Here is a 17873-nt window from a genome sequence, read left to right as displayed (position 1 = left end):
ACAAGGTGATCGTGAGCCCGACTGCTGGCCCGCCCGAGGAAGCCCGGCATACACTGGCCGCATGATCGCATCGGTTCATCGCCGGGCCGCGCAGGCACTGGCCGCTGCAGCACTGTTCGCCGCTGTCCTCTCAGGGTGCGCAGCATCACCGACCGCCCCCGTCGAAGACTTCACAGGAATGCCAGACGTCGCGGACGGCGAGGTCGAACTCGACGACAACGGAGCCGGTGGGGCCTGGCTCGACGACGGGTCGACGTTCGCCGTGACGCTCTCCGGCTCATCCACCTGCCCGCCGCGGGCGACCGGGTACTCGGTCACCGGTGAGAACACGGTCACCGTCACCGTCGAGAAGATCCCTGACGACAAGGCGTGCACCGCCGATTTCAGCCCGCACACCACGGTCTTCAAGACGGAGGACGAACTCGACCCGACCGAGGACCTCACCGTCAACGTCGACTCCAAGACGGTCACCATCCCCGCGATGTCCTGACCAGGCCGCGATCGAACTGGCACATGGCGGCCACTCAGGGGATGATGGGCGGATGCGGACGGTTGAAGAGCATCAGGATGCCGTTCGCGCGCTCCTCGCGCCGCTCGGTTCCCGCCCGGCCGAGACGCTGAGCTTCCCGTCGCCTGCAGACATCGTGCGCGCAGGTCCCGATCGCGTCCTCGCGGTCGAGGTCCGCTCACAGGTCGACCTTCCGCCGTTCGACAACTCGCAGATGGACGGCTACGCCGTCAGGGCAGACGAGATACTGGCAGGGGAACCGCTCCGTGTCGCCGCCCGCATCGTCGCAGGGCACGCTCCCGCCGCGCTCGAACCGGGATGGGCGGCGCCGATCATGACGGGTGCCCCGATGCCGGCCGGGGCGGATGCCGTCGTCCCGATCGAGGAGGCGATCCCCGACGCCTTCCAGGACGAAACGGGTGGTCACGTCGTCGGCTTCAGCCGCGCGGTCGTCGCCGGGGCCTTCGTCCGCCCGCGCGGAAGCGACCGCAGGGCCGGCGAGGTGCTCCTTCAGGCCGGAGCCCGTCTCGGCCCGGCCCAGTGGGGTGTGATCTTCGCGTCAGGCCTGTCGGAGATCCGGGTGTTCTCGCGGGTACGGGTGCTCGTGGTGTCGACGGGGGATGAGCTTCGCCCGCCAGGCGTGCCGCTCGGAGCAGGCCAGATCCACGACACGAACGGGGCCTCGATGACCGCGGCGCTGAACGGTGCGGGGGCAGAGTGCGTTGCCGCGTTCACCGCCCCTGACGACGCCGGGTCGCTCCGCGCGCTCCTCGCCGAGCACATCGGCCAGGCCGACCTCATCCTCACCACCGGCGGGGTGAGCATGGGCACCAGGGAGGTCGTTCGTGACGTCTTCGATGGGGGAGGAATCGACTTCGTCAGCGTGGCGATGCAGCCGGGCGGCCCGCAGGGGCTCGGCGTCGTCACGATGTCCGATGCTCACGGTGTCCGCGTGTCGAGACCCGTCGTGGCGTTCCCCGGGAACCCGGTGAGCGCGCTCGTGTCGTTCGAGACGTTCCTGCGCCCTGTGCTCCGTAGCCTCCACTCCCTGCCGCAGGATCGGGAGCGATTCACAGCCCCGCTCGCCTCGGCGGTCGACTCGCCGGCAGGCAAACATCAGCTGCGCCGTGGCGTTTTCGACGCGGACGGGCGGGTCGCCCTGGTCGGAGGGGCGAGCTCTCATCTGCTGCACGGCTACGCGTCGAGCACGCTGCTTGTCCATCTGCCGGTCGGGGTCACGCACCTCGAGGCCGGCGACCCCGTCGACGTCTGGAGAATCAGTGACTGACCCCGAACTCACCCACCTGCGGCAGGACGGATCGGCGCACATGGTCGACGTCGGCGACAAGCCCGTGACGAAGCGGCGCGCCGTCGCCCAGGCGATCGTGATCACGAGGGAGGAGGTCGTCGCCGCCGTGCTGACCGGCGACCTGCCGAAGGGTGAAGCGGTCGGCACCGCACGCATCGCCGGGATTCTGGCAGCGAAGCAGACCTCGACGCTCATCCCGCTGTGTCACCCGCTCCCGCTGACCTCGATCACCGTCGACATCACCGGAACGGCCGACCGGCTGACGGTGGTCGCCGAGGTCGCGACGACGGCACCGACCGGCGTCGAGATGGAGGCGCTCACCGCGGCATCCGTCGCTGCCCTCACCCTCTACGACATGATCAAAGCCGTCGACAAGTCGGCGGTGATCACCGACATCCGCGTGCTCGAAAAACAGGGCGGGGCATCGGGCGACTGGACCCGTCCGTGACCCGTCGCGCCGTGGTCATCGTCGCGTCGACCAGGGCGGCCGCTGGCGAGTACGAGGACAGGACCGGCCCTGTCATCGTCGACTGGCTGATCGCCCACGACTTCGACACGGCTGCCGCTGTCGTCGTGGCCGATGGCCCGGATGTCGCCACAGCGCTCACTGAGGCGGTCGCGTCCGGCGCCGACCTGATCGTCACGACCGGCGGCACCGGCGTCGGAGAAAGCGACGGCACCGCGGATGCGACGGCGCGGCTCCTCACGGCCAGCCTGCCCGGGTTCCAGGAGGAACTCCGTCGGCGGGGTTCCCTGAGCACCCCATTCGCCCTGATGAGTCGCGGCCTGGCCGGGATCGCGGAGAGATCGTTCGTGGTGAACCTTCCCGGCTCGACCGGCGGTGTGGCTGACGGACTTCAGCTTCTCGGCGAGGTCGTCGAGCACGTGCTCGATCAGCTCGCCGGCGGTAACCACGACGGCTGAGCCAGGCGGCTCCCGGCCGGCGCGACCGCGGCGAGGGCCTCGGCGACCTCGGTGAAGTCGTCGCGCAGCATCCCGACCGTCACCCGGACGAACTGCCGGCCGTCCTGCGCGGACAGATACGGTGTCCCGCCCGTGACGCGGATGCCTGACGCAGCCAGGTGCACGAGGGCCTGGCGTTCGTCGTCGACCTCGATCCAGGTGTTGAGGCCGTCGGTCTGGGGGGAGTCGAAGCCGGTGACGAGCCTCGCGTCCGCGAAGAGCTTCTGCCGGGAATGGTAGACGCTGCGCGCCGCAGCGACCGTGCTGACGGCCGCTGAGCTGGTGAGGAGTTCGAACAGGATCGTCTGCACCATGCGGCTGGTCCAGCCCGGGCCGAGCATCCGCCTGGCGACGACCTGGTTGATCAGGGCCTCAGGGCCGCCGAGCGCGGCGATCCGCAGGTCGGGGCCGTGGGACTTCGAGTAGCTGCGGATGTGCAGCACCCGCTCAGGCAGCCAACGGCCGAGACTGACCTCAGGGGACGCGCTGATTCCAGCGGAGTGGTCGTCCTCGATCACGATCATGGCGGATGCCTGCCTGCTTGCCGCGATGATTCCGGCGAGTTCTTCAGCGCGTTCGGCGGTCATCGAGACGCCTGTCGGGTTCTGCGCACGCGGCTGGAGGAGCAGCGCAGCCGGACCGAGCGCGAGAGCCCGCCGCAGTGCGGCAGGGTCGAGGCCGTCGGTGTCGACGGCGACGGGGACCCGTACGGCGCCGAGCTGGTCGAGCAGGTCGAAGAACGGCGGGAAGGACGGGTCCTCGACGATCACGCGGTCGCCGAACCTGATCACCTGCTCGAGGGAGCGGGAGAGGCCGTCGAGCGCGCCGTCGACGACGGTGATGGCATCGGCGGGGTATGGCCAGCTGGAGCGGAGGTGATCGAGGAGGTCGGGGATCACCGGCACCTCCTGGTAGCTGAAGGTCTCGGCGTGCTCGGAGACCCTGGTGAGCGCGAGGGCGAGGTCGGGGAGCAGCAGGGGATCGGGGGTTCCCCGCGAGAGGTCCAGCCGTGCCTCTCCGAGGTGGCCGGCCATGCGCTGGACCCGGGGGGTCAGCCAGGGCACGGGCGCCGACCGGACGAAGCTGCCGCTGCGCCCGCGCGAGACGATGAGGCCGACGCTGCCCATCGCCTGCCAGGCCTGGCTCACCGTCGCAGGGCTGACACCGAGTTCGGCACCGAGCTCACGAACGGTCGGCAGCCGGTCGCCTGGTGCGAGCACGCCGGCCGTGATGAGCCTGGCGATGGCCGCAGCGATCCCGCGGGGCGACTTGTCGTCGATGAGCTCGCTGTATGCCGGATTCATGCTCTTCTTTCCCGCCACCTGCGAATTGGGTATTTACGAATGCGTCACAGAGGGAAACAATGGAGAAATGTTCAACTCGAATAATAACAAATGAGCGGAACAGCAACAGAGTTCCCCGGCTGAGGTTTTCGGACCCCGGCCATGGGACAGAACAAGGCGTACAGCGCCCACCGCTCAATGACGATACGGAGGCTAGATATGACGGTAGTTCGCGCCGCAATCACCCAGACCACCTGGACCGGCGACAAAGAATCCATGATCGCGAAACACGAGCAGTTCGCTCGTGACGCCGCTGCAGACGGCGCCCGGGTCATCTGCTTCCAGGAACTGTTCTACGGCCCGTACTTCGGCATCACCGAAGACAAGAAGTACTATGCGTACGCCGAACCGGCCGATGGCCCGATCGTTCAGCGTTTCGCGAAGCTGGCAGCGGAACTGAACATGGTGATGGTCCTCCCCATCTACGAAGAGGACATGCCTGGCGTGTACTACAACACTGCCGTCGTCGTCGATGCCGACGGGTCGATCCTCGGGAAGTACCGCAAGCACCACATCCCCCACCTCGACCGGTTCTGGGAGAAGTTCTACTTCCGCCCGGGAAACCTCGGCTACCCGGTGTTCCAGACCGCTGTCGGACCGATCGGCGTCTACATCTGCTACGACCGTCACTTCCCTGAGGGTTGGCGCGAGCTCGGCCTCAACGGGGCCCAGATCGTCTTCAACCCGAACGCCACGAAGCCGGGTCTGTCGAACCGGCTGTGGGAGATCGAACAGCCGGCAGCAGCCGGCGCGAACGGGTACTTCGTCGCCGCGGCCAACCGCGTCGGCCGTGAGGACAACGAATACGGCGAACTCGCCGTCACCTTCTACGGAAACAGCCAGTTCGTCGACCCCCAGGGCAACGTCATCGGCGGGTACGGGAGCGGGGACTCGGAAGAGGTCGTCATCCGCGACCTCGACATGGACATGATCCGCCAGGTGCGAGACGACTGGCAGTTCTACCGCGACCGTCGCCCGGACTCTTACACCTCGATCCCGAAACCCTGACCGACCAGCTGAGACAGGAGGAGGAACAATGAAGACCCTCATCAAGAACGGCACCGTCGTGAACTCGACGGGATCGGCGCCTGCGGACGTCCTCATCGACGGCGAGACGATCGCCGCCGTGCTCGCCCCCGGCTCACACCTGCTCGGGTTCGACATCGAGAACAATGTCGACACCGTGATCGACGCCGCAGGCAAGTACGTCATTCCAGGAGGCATCGACGCTCACACCCACATGGAGATGCCGTTCGGCGGCACGAAGGCGAGCGACACCTTCGAAACCGGCACGCGTGCCGCCGCTCACGGCGGCACGACGAGCATCGTCGACTTCGTCGTCCAGTACGCGGGTGAGAACGTGCTCGACCAGTACCACCTGTGGCACGAGAAGGCACGGGACAACTGCGCGATCGACTACGGGTTCCACCAGATCCTCAGCGACGTGCAGGACTCCTCGCTGACGGCGATGGACGAGCTCGTGCGGGAGGGCGTCTCCAGCTTCAAGCTCTTCATGGCGTACAAGGGCGTCTTCCTCTCGGACGACGGCCAGATCGTGAAGGCCATGCAACGGGCATCCGACAACGGCTCGATGATCATGATGCACGCTGAGAACGGCAGCGTGATCGACCTGCTCGTGCAGCAGTCCCTCGCCGCGGGGAACAGCTCGCCGTACTACCACGGGATCACCCGCCCGTGGCAGGCGGAGGAAGAGGCCACCCATCGCGCGATCATGCTGGCGAACCTCACCGGCGCTCCGCTCTACGTCGTCCACGTCAGCGCCAAGCAGGCCGTCGAACAGATCGCCGCAGCGCGTGACAACGGACAGAACGTCTTCGGTGAGACCTGTCCGCAGTACCTCTACCTCTCCCTCGAGGACAACCTCGGCGCATCGAGTGACGAGTGGGGCGAATTCGAAGGCGCCAAGTGGGTGTGCTCGACGCCGCTGCGGTCGAAGGCGGAAGGTCACCAGCACCACATGTGGCAGAGCCTGCGCACCAACGACATCCAGATGGTCTCCACCGACCACTGCCCGTTCTGCATGAAAGGGCAGAAGGACATGGGCCTCGGCGACTTCTCGAAGATTCCCAACGGGATCGGCGGCGTCGAACATCGGATGGACCTGCTCTACCAGGGCGTCGTCGACAAGAAGATCTCGCTCGAGCGCTGGGTCGAGGTCACGTCGACCACTCCTGCCCGCATGTTCGGCATGTACGGCAAGAAGGGAGTGCTCCAGCCCGGAGCCGACGGCGACGTCGTCATCTACGACCCCAACGGCCACACCTCCATCGGCGTCGGCAAGACCCACCACATGAACATGGACTATTCGGCGTACGAGGGTTTCGAGATCGACGGGCACGTCGACACGGTGCTCTCCCGCGGCAAGGTCATCATCGACGACAACCAGTACCTGGGAACCGCGGGCGACGGCAAGTACGTCAAACGCGGCCTCAGCCAGTACCTGATCTAAGGGCATCCATGGACTTCGGAGCAGTACTTCAGACCAACCCGCCCGCCTCACGGACCGTCCACCTCGCGAAGCTCGCCGAACAGTACGGGTTCAGCCATGTCTGGACCTTCGATTCGCACCTGCTCTGGCAGGAGCCGTACGTCATCTACAGCCAGATCCTCGCCGAGACGAAGCGGATCACCGTCGGCCCGATGGTCACCAACCCGGCCACGCGTGACTGGACGGTGACGGCATCCACTTACGCGACGCTCAACGAGATGTACGGCAACAGGACGATCTGCGGGATCGGCCGAGGAGACTCGGCCGTGCGCGCCACGAACGGCGCGCCGACAACCCTCAAGACGCTTCGGGAGTCGATCCACGTCATCCGTGAACTGGCCAACTCCCGCCCCGTCGAATACCACGGCGCCACCGTGCAGTTCCCGTGGAGCGTCGGATCGACGCTCGACGTCTGGGTGGCCGCATACGGCCCGCTCGCGCTCAAGCTCACCGGCGAGGTCGGCGACGGGTTCATCCTGCAGCTGGCAGACCTCGACATCGCCGAGTGGATGATCAAGACCGTCAGGGATGCCGCCGAGAAGGCCGGTCGCGACCCGATGTCGATCAAGTTCTGCGTCGCAGCACCCATGTACATCGGTGACGACTGGGAGCACATGCGCGACCAGTGCCGCTGGTTCGGCGGGATGGTCGGCAACCACGTCGCCGACATCGTCGCCAAATACGGAACAGGCGGCGCCGTGCCGCAGGCGCTCACCGACTACATCAAGGGGCGCGAGTCGTACGACTACAACGAGCACGGCAGGGCGGGGAACACCCACACCACGTTCGTCCCCGACGACATCGTCGACCGGTTCTGCCTCCTCGGCACCGCCGAACAGCACATCGAGAAACTCGAGGCGCTCAAGGCGCTCGGGGTGGACCAGTTCGCCGGTTACCTCCAGCACGACAACAAGGAAGAGACGCTGCGGGTCTACGGCGAGACCGTCATCCCGGCGCTGAAGGAAAAGATCGTGGCAACGGCATGACGACAGGCACGAGCTGGTGGCGGCGCTTCGGCTTCGGGCTGCTCGGCGTCGCGCTCCTCGCCGGGGTCTGGGAACTGTACAAGTTCATCGGACCAGCTGAGGGCGTCGTCATCAACGGCGTCACCGTGCTTCCTCGCACGAGCGACCTGGCCATGCCGCATGTCTGGGTCATGTTCGAGCGCCTGTTCGAACCGGTCACGAGCGCTGAGGGGTCTCCGCCGATGTGGCTGGCCGTGCTCCAGGCCTCTGCGTTCACCCTCGGCGTCGCAGGGGTCGGCTGGCTGGTGGCCGTCGTGGTCGGGATGCTCCTTGCCCTGCTGATGCAGCGCCTGCGCACGGCCGAGCAGGCCATCCTGCCCTGGATCATCCTCAGCCAGACCGTTCCCCTCATCGCGATCGCCCCGCTGGTCCGCAGGTGGGGGTCCGCGATCGAGATCGGCGAGTTCTCCTGGGAGAACTGGATGTCCGTCGCCCTGATCGCCTCCTATCTCGCCTTCTTCCCGATCTCCATCGGGGCGCTCCGCGGGCTGGAGTCCCCGGACACCAACCACGTCGAACTGCTGCACAGCTACGCGGCCGGCTGGTGGAAGACGCTCATCCGGCTGCGTCTCCCTGCCAGCGTGCCCTACCTGCTCCCCGCCCTCCGGCTCGCGGCGGCCAGCGCCGTCATCGGCACTGTCGTCGCCGAGGTCTCGATCGGGCTCCGCGGGGGCATCGGCCGGATGATCGTCGAGTTCGCCGCGGCAGCAGGCGGAGACCCGGGCAAACCCTGGGCCCCGATCTTCGGTGCCGTCTTCGTCGGCCTCCTGGCCGCAGGCCTGATCTCCCTGATCGGCCTCACCCTCCGTCGCTTCCGGCGCGCCGAGGTTCCCGCATGACCCGGAAGGACTCCCTCCCCGTGACCGAAGCCCACGCAGTGAACGTGACCGGAGTCAGCCGGGTCTTCTCGATGAAGAAGAAGCCGGCGGTGACCGCGCTCGAGTCTGTGGACCTCACGGTCGCGCCGGGGGAGTTCGTCTCGCTGATCGGCCCGTCCGGGTGCGGCAAGTCGACCCTGCTGCGGCTCATCGCCGACCTGGACCAGCCCACTGCGGGCACGATCGAGGTCTTCGGGAAGACGGCGCGGCAGGCGCGGATCGACCAGGAGTACGGCATCGCGTTCCAGCAGGCCGGGCTCCTGCCCTGGCGAACGGTGCGGGCGAACATCGAGTTGCCGCTCGAACTCCACAAGGTGGGCGCATCGGCTCGGGCCGCACGATCGACTGAACTGCTCGACCTCGTCGGCCTCGGCGATTTCGGCGACAGCTACCCCGACCAGCTCTCCGGCGGCATGCAACAGCGTGTGGCCATCGCCCGGGCGCTCGCCGAAAGCCCCAACCTGCTCCTCATGGATGAACCGTTCGGCGCCCTCGACGAGATGACCAGGGAGCGGATGCAGAACGAACTCATCCGGATCTGCGCCGAGACCCGCGCCGCCGTCGTCTTCGTCACCCACTCGATCCCCGAGGCCGTGTTCCTTTCCGACCGGGTGGTCGTGATGTCACCCCGGCCGGGACGCATCCGCTCGGTGCTGCCGATCCGCCTCGGTGGGCCTGACGACCGCAGCGAGCACATCCGCGAGGATGCCGCCTTCTTCGACGGTGTCAGCGCGGTGCGCGAGAGCCTCCACGGGACTCCGGATGCCGGGAAGGCTCGGGGGGTGGACAGCCGATGAAGCTCCAGTTCACCTCCGCGAGGACGGTGGTCGCACCGCTCCTGCTCGGACTCGCCGTCGTCTTGCTGTGGCAGCTCGCCGTCGTCGCCCTCGCGATCAAGCCGTTCGTGCTGCCAGGCCCCGTCGCGATCGCCGACCAGTTCTTCGGCAACATCGACAACGTCTGGACGGCCAGTGCCGTGACCGGCTGGAACGCCCTGGTCGGTCTCGTGCTCGGGTCGCTCGCCGCCGTGATCTTCGCAACACTGACGGCATTGTGGCCGGTGCTCGACGAGCTCAGCGCCCCGATCGTCGCAGCGCTCGCCGTCATCCCGATCGTCGCCCTCGCCCCTGTGCTGTACACGATGTACGGGGCGGGAGCGGAGACCGCACGACAGATCGTCGCCGCCATCGCCGTGTTCATCCCGGTGTACATCAACTCGCTGCGCGGCTTCCGCCAGGTCCGGCCGGTGCACAGGGAGCTCATGCACGTCTACGCGGCATCCGGAATGCAGACCGCGAAGAACGTGACCATTCCGAGCGCCCTGCCGTTCATCTTCACCGGACTGCGGATCGCGTCGAGCCTCGCCGTGATCTCCGCCCTCATCGCCGAGTACTTCGGCGGACCGGTCGGCGGCCTCGGTAAATCGATCACGTCTGCGGCGTCGTCGAGCAACTACTCGCTCGCCTGGGCCTACGTGCTCGGGTCGATCCTCGTCGGTCTCGTCTTCTACTCGATCACCCTCGGCCTCGAGAAATTCGTCTCGCGGCACCGGGCGACCCCCTGAACGTCCGCACAGCGGTCGAAGCACCACCACAGCACCAGAGAAGCTAGAAGGAGGAAGAATGAAACACAGCAAACGGCTTGCCATCGGGATCGGCGCGATCGCCGCGGCAAGCGCACTCGTTCTGACCGGTTGTTCGGGCGGGGGAGCGACCACCGGCGACGGTGACGCGGACTCGGGCGAACTCACCCCGGTCAAACTTCAACTCCAGTGGTTCGCACAGGCCCAGTTCGCCGGGTACTACGCGGCGGTCGACCAGGGCTTCTACGAGGACGAAGGCCTCGACGTCGAAATCCTCGAGGGTGGCGCGGACATCGTGCCGCAGGATGTCCTCGCGGCAGGAGACGCCGACTACGCCATCTCCTGGGTGCCCAAGGTGCTCGGCTCGATCGAACAGGGGGCGAACATCACCAATGTCGCCCAGATCTTCGAGCGCTCGGCCACGACGCAGATCTCGTTCAAGGACAAGGGGATCACCTCGCCTGCCGACCTCGCAGGCAAGAACGTGGGCAGCTGGGGCTACGGCAACGAGTGGGAGCTCTTCGCCGGGATGCAGGAGGAGGGTGTCGGCCTCGACGACATCAGCCTCGTCCAGCAGGCATTCGACATGAACGGATTCCTCGCCGGCGACATCGACGCGGCCCAGGCCATGACGTACAACGAGTACGCGCAGGTCCTGGAGACCGTCAACCCTGACACCGGAGAGCTGTACCAGCCCGACGACCTCAACGTCATCAACTGGAACGATGTCGGAACGGCGATGCTCCAGGACGCCATCTGGGCCGATACCGAACGGCTCGACGATGAGGACTACGCCGACACGACGGTGAAGTTCATCAAGGCATCGATCAAGGGCTGGGCCTACGCGAAGGACAACCCTGAGGAAGCCGCCGGAATCGTCACAGCTTCCGGCTCCACCCTCGGCGAGAGCCACCAGCTCTGGATGACCAACGAGGTCAACAAGCTGATCTGGCCCTCGACGAACGGGGTCGGCCTGATCGACGAGGCAGCGTGGGACCAGACCGTCGAGATCGCCCTCGGAACCGAGAACGAGACCGGCGCGACCATCATCACCACCGATCCGCCAGAGACGGCGTACTCCAACGAGTACGTCCAGCAGGCGCTCGATGAGCTGGAGGAAGAGGGCGTCGACACCTCAGGAGACGACTTCGAGCCGATCGAGGTCACCCTCAACGAGGGCGGCAACTAGCACCACCGCCGGGGTCGGTCGGGAAACCGGCCGCCCCCGGCATCCACACGCAACGACGCAACAAAGGAGATGCCGTGGCTCTCACGCTCACGTCAGACAACAACCAGGCAGCGCTCGACCTCGATCGCGCGCACGTCTTCCACTCGTGGTCGGCACAGGGGGCGCTGAAACCGCTCGTGATCGCCGGCGGGCTCGGGACGAAGGTCTGGGACTTCGAAGGGAAGGAGTATCTCGACTTCTCCAGCCAGCTGGTCAACGTGAACATCGGTCACCAGCATCCTGCGGTGATCGCCGCCATCAAGGCGCAGGCAGACCAGCTCACCACCATCGCGCCGTCGACGGCAAACCTCACCCGCGGGGAAGCGGCGAAACGTGTCACGGGGCTTGCCCCTGGCGGGTTCAACAAAGTCTTCTTCACCAACGGCGGGGCGGATGCCAACGAGAACGCGATCCGGATGGCCCGCCTGCACACCGGGCGCGACAAGGTCCTGTCGACCTACCGGTCGTACCACGGCAACACCGGGTCGGCCATCGTCGCCACCGGTGACTGGCGCCGTGTGCCCAACGAATTCGCCCGTGGACACGTGCACTTCTTCGGACCGTACCTCTACCGCTCCGAGTTCTGGGCGACGTCGCCCGCCGAGGAGACCGAACGCGCGCTTCGCCACCTCGAGCGTGTGATCCAGGGCGAAGGACCCGCATCCATCGCGGCGATCCTGCTCGAATCCGTTCCGGGGACAGCAGGCATCCTCGTGCCGCCACCCGGCTACCTCGCTGGCGTGCGTGCCCTCTGCGACCGTTACGGCATCATCCTCATCCTTGACGAGGTGATGGCCGGGTTCGGCCGGACAGGGCGCTGGTTCGCCTTCGAGGGATACGACGTCGTTCCCGACCTGATCACCTTCGCGAAGGGAGTCAACTCGGGCTACGTCCCCGCCGGCGGCGTGATCATCTCCGACGCCATCGCGGCCGACTTCGATGAGACGGTCTTCCCCGGTGGACTGACGTACTCGGGGCATCCGCTCGCCATGGCGTCGATCGTCGGCGCGCTCGACGCGATGGCCGACGAGGGCATCGTCGAGAACGCCGAGCGGGTCGGACGTGAGGCCATCGGCCCTGCACTCGCCGAACTCGCCGCGAAGCACGAGCTGATCGGTGAGGTGCGCGGCGAGGGCGTCTTCTGGGCCATGGAGCTCGTCGCAGACCGCGAGAGTCGGGAGCCGCTGCCCGCAGCAGCCATGGGGCAGCTCAAGACAGCGCTCGTCGGGGAAGGCCTCCTGCCGTTCGTCCAGGACAACCGCATCCACGTCGTCCCGCCGTGCACGGTCAGCGTCGACGAAGTCGCCGAGGCCGTCGCCGCATACGACACCGTTTTCTCGAACTTCCAGGGAGGAAGAGCATGACCACATACGTCAATCACTACATCGGTGGGGCGAGCGCCGACGGCGAATCCACCCGCACAGCACCGGTCTTCAACCCGGCAACGGGGATCGTCGAGAAAGAGGTGAGACTCGGCAGCGTCGCCGACGTCGACACCGCGGTGCAGGCCGCTGCCGCCGCGTTCCCGGGCTGGGCCGACACCTCGTTGTCGAAGCGGCAGTCGATCATCTTCACCTTCCGTGAGCTGCTCAACGCCCGCAAGGGCGAGCTGGCCGAGATCCTCACCTCCGAGCACGGCAAGGTGCTGTCGGACGCAGGCGGGGAGATCGCGCGCGGCCTCGAAGTCGTCGACTTCGCCACAGGCATCCCTCACCTGCTCAAGGGCGAGTACTCGGAGAACGTCTCGAGCGGCGTCGACGTGTACTCGGTGAAGCAGCCGCTCGGCGTGGTCGGGATCATCAGCCCGTTCAACTTCCCGGCGATGGTCCCGCTCTGGTTCTTCCCGATCGCGATCGCCGCCGGCAACACGGTCGTGCTGAAGCCCAGTGAGAAGGACCCGTCGGCAGCGGTGTGGCTCGCCGAGCTCTTCACGGAGGCCGGCCTCCCCGACGGCGTGTTCAACGTCGTGCACGGAGACAAGGAGGCCGTCGACGCCATCCTCGAGCACCCGGTCATCCAGTCCGTCTCATTCGTGGGTTCCACGCCGATCGCGAAGTACATCTACGAGACCTCCGCAAAGAACGGGAAGCGCGTCCAGGCGCTCGGCGGAGCCAAGAACCACATGCTCGTTCTGCCGGACGCCGACCTCGATCTCGCAGCGGACGCGGCCGTGAACGCGGGCTTCGGCTCAGCAGGCGAGCGGTGCATGGCGATCAGCGTGCTCCTCGTCGTCGACACGATCGCCGACGACCTGGTCGCTCGCATCGCCGAACGGATGTCGTCACTCACGACGGGCGACGGAAGGCGCGGCTGCGACATGGGTCCGCTGATCACCGAGGTGCACAGGGACAAGGTGGCGTCGTACGTCGACGTCGCGCTCGAGGACGGAGCGACGGTCGTCGTCGACGGCCGCAACCCGACGGTCGACGGGGACGACGGCGGGTTCTGGTTCGGACCGACCCTCATCGACAACGTCGCCACATCGTCGACGGTGTACACACACGAGATCTTCGGGCCGATCCTGTCCGTCGTCCGGGTCTCCAGCTATGCGGAGGGCCTCGGCATCATCAACGACAGCCCGTACGGCAACGGAACGGCCATCTTCACGAACGACGGCGGGGCCGCCAGGCGTTTCCAGCGCGAGGTGACCGTCGGCATGGTCGGCATCAACGTGCCGATCCCTGTGCCGGTCGCGTACCACTCGTTCGGCGGGTGGAAGGAGTCCATGTTCGGCGACTCGAAGGCCTACGGACCCCACGGCGTCGAGTTCTTCACCAGGGAGAAGGCGATCACGAGCCGCTGGCTCGACCCGAGCCACGGCGGCATCAACCTCGGGTTCCCCGAGCACGACTGACCCCGTCGCGAGTTGCCGGGTTCGGCGGGTGTCCGGTGCGCCGGACCTGCCGAACCGGGCAACTCGCGTTCATCCGGGCTACACCCAGCGCGGCGACGTGAACGGCACCGGGTCCTCGACCGGGTTATGCGATCGCTGGACGGCAGCGGCTTCGAGCTGCAGGGCGTCCGCTACCGTGCGCACCGCGAGCCGCTCGGCCTTGTCCGGGCGCATGAGCGCGACGATGTGGCGGGACATGTCCACTCCGCTCAGCGCACGGGTGACCAGACCGCGTTCGTGACCGGATGCCGTGAAACGCGGAATCATGCTGATGCCGATCCCTGCGGCGACAAGCGCTTCGGTGATCCTGTTGTCTGTGACGCGCTGGACGACATGGAGCGCGGCGCCGGTGACCGCCTCGATCTCGTGCAGCAGCCGGTCGAACGGGTACCCCTCCGGAACACCGATCCAGGGCTCGTCGACGAGGTGCTCGGGAGTGAGGACGCTCAGCCCCGCCAGCCGGTGGCCGACCGGGAGGGCGATGTCGAGGGGTTCGCTCAGCAGGTAGACGTTGCGCAGGCCGCGACCGCTCCATGACCGGCTGCCGGGAACGGAATGTGCGAGGACGATGTCGAAGTCGGCTGTCAGGGCGGGGAAGTCCTCGGTCTCCGGGTCCCGGTCGATCATCGTGACCTCGAGCCCAGGAACCGACTGCAGTGAGGCGAGCACGTTGGGCATGAGCATCTGCCCAGCTGTCGGGAAGGTCGCGACGCTCACCTGGCCGGTGGGGTCGTTGCGGTACTCATCCCACACCGCCCCCGCACGTTCGAGGGCGACGGCGATGTCCGTCGCGCTGCGGGCGAGGGCGCGACCGGCATCCGTCAGGACGATGCCGCGTCCGCTGCGTTCGGTCAGCGGAAGTCCTGCCTCCCGTTCGAGCACCTTGAGCTGCTGGGACACCGCGGACGGGGTGCGGTGTGTGGCCACGGCGACGGCGTGGATGCTGCCGCGTTCGGCGAGTTCGCGGAGCAGGTCGAGCCGGCGTACGTCCATGTAGCAATGCTACCGAATCAGTCAAGTAACGTTCGCTTGTGCTGAACAATAGGACGCGATTGGATGTGTACGTATCCAAACGGCCCGTGTCCGTTTCACCTCGAGAAAGGACTGGAATCCTATGTTCGTATTCTTTGCTGGAATTGCAGCCCTGAGCGTCGCCGCCATCGCCGGCAGCTTCGTCGTCGTGAAGCGTGACGGCTACCGCCAGGTGCCCACGCGCACCTACGCTCTGCTGCCGTAAGGCGGCACGTCGCGAATTCCGCGCCCTCCCCAGTGATCCCGCAGCGCCAGATGCGGTTGATTCTCGGGGGCGGCGCGGTTCTCGCGTTAACGCCTGTCTGCTGAGTCATCGCTAAACTTGCCTGCGTGACCGACGCGCGCCAGCAACTCATTGACTACATCTCGGCAGATGCCGTGTTCCACGGGGACTTCACCCTGACCAGCGGAAAGAAGGCGACATACTACGTCGACCTCCGCCGCGTCAGCCTGGACCACCGTGTCGCACCGCTGATCGGCCAGGTCATGCTCGACCTGATCAAGGACGTCCCTGACGTCGTTGCGGTCGGGGGCATGACCATGGGTGCTGACCCCGTAGCCGCCGCCGTGCTGCACCAGGGTGCGGCACGTGGTCTCGCCTACGACGCGTTCGTCGTCCGCAAGGAGCCCAAGGACCACGGCCGCGGCAAGCAGGTCGAGGGTCCTGAGCTCGAGGGCAAGCGGGTCATCGTGCTCGAGGACACGTCGACGACCGGCGGTTCACCCCTCGCCGCGATCGAAGCGCTCAAGAAGGTCGGTGCCGAGATCGCCGGTGTCGCCGTCGTTGTCGACAGGAACACCGGCGCGCGGGAGATCATCGAGGCAGCCGGTTATCCCTACTTCGCGGCCATCGGGCTGTCAGACCTGGGGCTCGCATAGTGTCAGACGACACCCGCCGTCCGGGGGAGGACGACGAGAAGCCCACCGATCCGCCAACGGGCGAGGGCGAAGTCGTCGGTGCCGACTGGCTGCTGTCCCAGCTCGGAAGCGACCAGACCGGTGAGATCGAGCTGCCGGCCAAGGGGACGGATGCCGCGGCGAGCGATGCTCATGACGGGAACGCCATTCCAGGCAAGGCCGGCGACGGACCGGTGAAGGCGTGGTGGCGCGAGAAGCTCGTGGCTGCTGACGCCCTGGTGAACCCTGAGCCGCGCACCGACGTGCCGGACGACGACGAACCGGTCCTGCCCGAACCGGGCTGGACCGCCAGGCCGGGCACCGAGCGGGCCGAACCCGCGCTCTTCGGATCGGCCCGCCGCAAGAGCCCTGAGCCCGAGTCGGCCCCTGAGCCCGAGTCGACCCCTGAAGCCGTCGCGCCTGTCGCGTCGGACGCCGACGACGACCGGGGCTGGAGCCTCAGCGCCGAGCACGGGCCGACCGAGCCGCCCGCTGACGAGCCCGAGACCGGTCTGATCCCGTCGGCCGCCCCGCCGCTCTTCAAGCCCCGCTCCGCGCGCGATCACATCGTCGAGGACGTCGCTCCGCCGGTTCCGGCCGGTGCGACCCCGCCGGAGGCCGCGGACGAAGCCGCCGTACCCGCTGCGGTGGTTCCTGAGCCGATTCCGCAACCGGATCCAGCCATCCAGTATTCGACATCCGACGATGACGATGACGACGACGCCGTTGACGACGCTGTCGACGACGAGAGCGACGACGCCGAGCCGTTCACCTGGGCGCTGACACCCAACGACCAGCTCGATCCCCTCGTCCACAGGACCTCCAGCGGTGACGCACCCGCCGCCGAACCGGGCGACGGGTCTCCCGCAGCGGCGCCGGAGCCCGAGCAGACCGCGGTGCTCCCGGCCGTGGCAGCGGCGGCATCCGCCGCGACAGCAGGAGCGGCACGAGCTGAACCCGAGCAGGACGACGCCGCGCTTCCTCCCCGCCGTCGTCGCCGTTCCGCCCAGCCGACCCAGGGCGAACCCATCGTCATCGACACCGTCGCCGAGGAACCGGCGAAGCCGGTCAAGGCCCCTCGGGCGCGAACCGGTTCGGGAGGCGGCCGTCCGCCCCGGGCACTGGTGTTGGGTGCCATTGCCCTCGTGGCGATCCTCGTCCTCGTCGGGCTGTTCTTCCTCGGGTCGCGGCTCCCCGCGCTTCTCGCCGGGCCTGCGCCGACCCCGTCGGCGACGAAGACCCCCACCCCTTCGGCGACACCGACACCGACGCCGACCGTTGTGGCACCCGTCGGCCCCGCAGCAGCGGGCGAACAGAAGTGGACAGCGCTCACCGGTGGGGAATGCCTCGACCCGTACTCGACCCCGTGGGCCGAGACCTTCGTCGTCGTCGACTGCGCCGCGCCCCATGCGGCACAGATGGTCTTCTCCGCCCCCGTCAACACGGATCCGGCGGCCGGTTACCCGGGTGAGGACGCCATCCTCAAGCAGATCTACCTGTGGTGCAGTGCACCGGGAGTGCTCGACGCCGCTGCAGCAGCCGGCTTCTCGGATCTCCAGGTCCAGGGAACGTACCCGGTCTCCGAGGAGCAGTGGGCAGACGGGGAACGCAACTACTTCTGCTTCGTGAACCGGTCGAGCGGTGAGCCGCTGACCGGATCGGTGGCCGTACCGCGCGGCTGAGCTAGGCCGCGCCTTCGGGCTGGG

Annotated in this window: 18 protein-coding genes; 16 read left to right on the top strand and 2 right to left on the bottom strand. The window is 67.3% G+C overall.

All coding sequences use genetic code 11. The features are described from left to right. Positions 1-61: 61 nt before the first annotated feature. The 4 genes from AC1M0F_RS15350 to AC1M0F_RS15335 are packed head-to-tail and all read left to right on the top strand — an operon-like array spanning position 62 to position 2741. On the top strand, positions 62-490 hold the full coding sequence (locus AC1M0F_RS15350; protein ID WP_480239133.1) for a hypothetical protein: 429 nt from the start codon (positions 62-64) through the stop codon (positions 488-490). 52 nt (positions 491-542) lie between these two features. Beyond that, complete coding sequence (locus tag AC1M0F_RS15345; RefSeq protein ID WP_480239132.1) at positions 543-1796, top strand: molybdopterin molybdotransferase MoeA; 1254 nt, start codon at positions 543-545, stop codon at positions 1794-1796. Between the two features lie 40 nt (positions 1797-1836). After that, positions 1837-2265, top strand: a complete 429-nt coding sequence (gene moaC / locus AC1M0F_RS15340) for a cyclic pyranopterin monophosphate synthase MoaC (RefSeq protein WP_480239161.1) — start codon at positions 1837-1839, stop codon at positions 2263-2265. Then, positions 2262-2741, top strand: a complete 480-nt coding sequence (locus AC1M0F_RS15335; protein WP_480239131.1) for a MogA/MoaB family molybdenum cofactor biosynthesis protein — start codon at positions 2262-2264, stop codon at positions 2739-2741. The genes moaC and AC1M0F_RS15335 overlap by 4 nt, the downstream gene beginning before the upstream one ends. Here the strand turns inward: AC1M0F_RS15335 and AC1M0F_RS15330 are convergent. Beyond that, positions 2711-4084: an aminotransferase-like domain-containing protein gene (locus AC1M0F_RS15330; protein WP_480239130.1), complete on the bottom strand. Its 1374-nt coding sequence runs from the start codon at positions 4082-4084 to the stop codon at positions 2711-2713. The genes AC1M0F_RS15335 and AC1M0F_RS15330 overlap by 31 nt on opposite strands. 198 nt (positions 4085-4282) lie before the next feature. Between AC1M0F_RS15330 and AC1M0F_RS15325 the strand changes: the two genes are divergently transcribed. The 9 genes from AC1M0F_RS15325 (at position 4283) to AC1M0F_RS15285 (ending at position 14199) form a co-directional block, all read left to right on the top strand. Further along, a complete protein-coding gene (locus tag AC1M0F_RS15325) occupies positions 4283-5131 on the top strand; it encodes a nitrilase-related carbon-nitrogen hydrolase (RefSeq protein ID WP_480239129.1) in 849 nt (282 codons plus the stop codon). Between the two features lie 28 nt (positions 5132-5159). After that, positions 5160-6593: a dihydropyrimidinase gene (gene hydA / locus AC1M0F_RS15320; RefSeq protein WP_480239128.1), complete on the top strand. Its 1434-nt coding sequence runs from the start codon at positions 5160-5162 to the stop codon at positions 6591-6593. Between the two features lie 8 nt (positions 6594-6601). Next, positions 6602-7618: a TIGR03842 family LLM class F420-dependent oxidoreductase gene (locus AC1M0F_RS15315; RefSeq protein WP_480239127.1), complete on the top strand. Its 1017-nt coding sequence runs from the start codon at positions 6602-6604 to the stop codon at positions 7616-7618. Then, positions 7615-8496 (top strand): ABC transporter permease, encoded by an 882-nt coding sequence (locus AC1M0F_RS15310; RefSeq protein WP_480239126.1) that lies wholly within the window; start codon positions 7615-7617, stop codon positions 8494-8496. Before AC1M0F_RS15315 ends, AC1M0F_RS15310 begins: the two co-directional genes overlap by 4 nt. After that, positions 8493-9332: an ABC transporter ATP-binding protein gene (locus tag AC1M0F_RS15305; protein ID WP_480239125.1), complete on the top strand. Its 840-nt coding sequence runs from the start codon at positions 8493-8495 to the stop codon at positions 9330-9332. Before AC1M0F_RS15310 ends, AC1M0F_RS15305 begins: the two co-directional genes overlap by 4 nt. Then, positions 9329-10099, top strand: coding sequence for an ABC transporter permease (locus tag AC1M0F_RS15300; protein ID WP_480239124.1), 771 nt, complete (start codon positions 9329-9331; stop codon positions 10097-10099). The genes AC1M0F_RS15305 and AC1M0F_RS15300 overlap by 4 nt, the downstream gene beginning before the upstream one ends. Positions 10100-10157: 58 nt before the next feature. Next, on the top strand, positions 10158-11306 hold the full coding sequence (locus AC1M0F_RS15295) for an ABC transporter substrate-binding protein (RefSeq protein WP_480239123.1): 1149 nt from the start codon (positions 10158-10160) through the stop codon (positions 11304-11306). A 74-nt stretch (positions 11307-11380) separates the two neighbouring features. Continuing rightward, positions 11381-12709 (top strand): aminotransferase class III-fold pyridoxal phosphate-dependent enzyme, encoded by a 1329-nt coding sequence (locus AC1M0F_RS15290; protein WP_480239122.1) that lies wholly within the window; start codon positions 11381-11383, stop codon positions 12707-12709. After that, complete coding sequence (locus AC1M0F_RS15285; RefSeq protein ID WP_480239121.1) at positions 12706-14199, top strand: CoA-acylating methylmalonate-semialdehyde dehydrogenase; 1494 nt, start codon at positions 12706-12708, stop codon at positions 14197-14199. The genes AC1M0F_RS15290 and AC1M0F_RS15285 overlap by 4 nt, the downstream gene beginning before the upstream one ends. A gap of 78 nt (positions 14200-14277) precedes the next feature. Here the strand turns inward: AC1M0F_RS15285 and AC1M0F_RS15280 are convergent, their stop codons facing one another. Next, a complete protein-coding gene (locus tag AC1M0F_RS15280; RefSeq protein ID WP_480239120.1) occupies positions 14278-15231 on the bottom strand; it encodes a LysR family transcriptional regulator in 954 nt (317 codons plus the stop codon). Positions 15232-15352: 121 nt separating this feature from the next. Here AC1M0F_RS15280 and AC1M0F_RS15275 point away from each other — a divergent pair, with 121 nt between their 5' ends. The 3 genes from AC1M0F_RS15275 (at position 15353) to AC1M0F_RS15265 (ending at position 17849) form a co-directional block, all read left to right on the top strand. Then, a complete protein-coding gene (locus tag AC1M0F_RS15275; protein WP_480239119.1) occupies positions 15353-15475 on the top strand; it encodes a hypothetical protein in 123 nt (40 codons plus the stop codon). 125 nt (positions 15476-15600) lie between these two features. Next, the gene (gene pyrE, locus AC1M0F_RS15270; RefSeq protein WP_480239118.1) at positions 15601-16149 is read left to right on the top strand and encodes an orotate phosphoribosyltransferase; all 549 of its coding nucleotides are present in this window, start codon (positions 15601-15603) and stop codon (positions 16147-16149) included. Next, the gene (locus AC1M0F_RS15265) at positions 16149-17849 is read left to right on the top strand and encodes a hypothetical protein (protein ID WP_480239117.1); all 1701 of its coding nucleotides are present in this window, start codon (positions 16149-16151) and stop codon (positions 17847-17849) included. The genes pyrE and AC1M0F_RS15265 overlap by 1 nt, the downstream gene beginning before the upstream one ends. Positions 17850-17873 lie beyond the last annotated feature (24 nt).

The organism is Mycetocola sp. Y719 (assembly GCF_056713205.1).
Note: the sequence above shows the minus strand (reverse complement) of the source record. Positions and strands in the feature narration are given on the sequence as shown.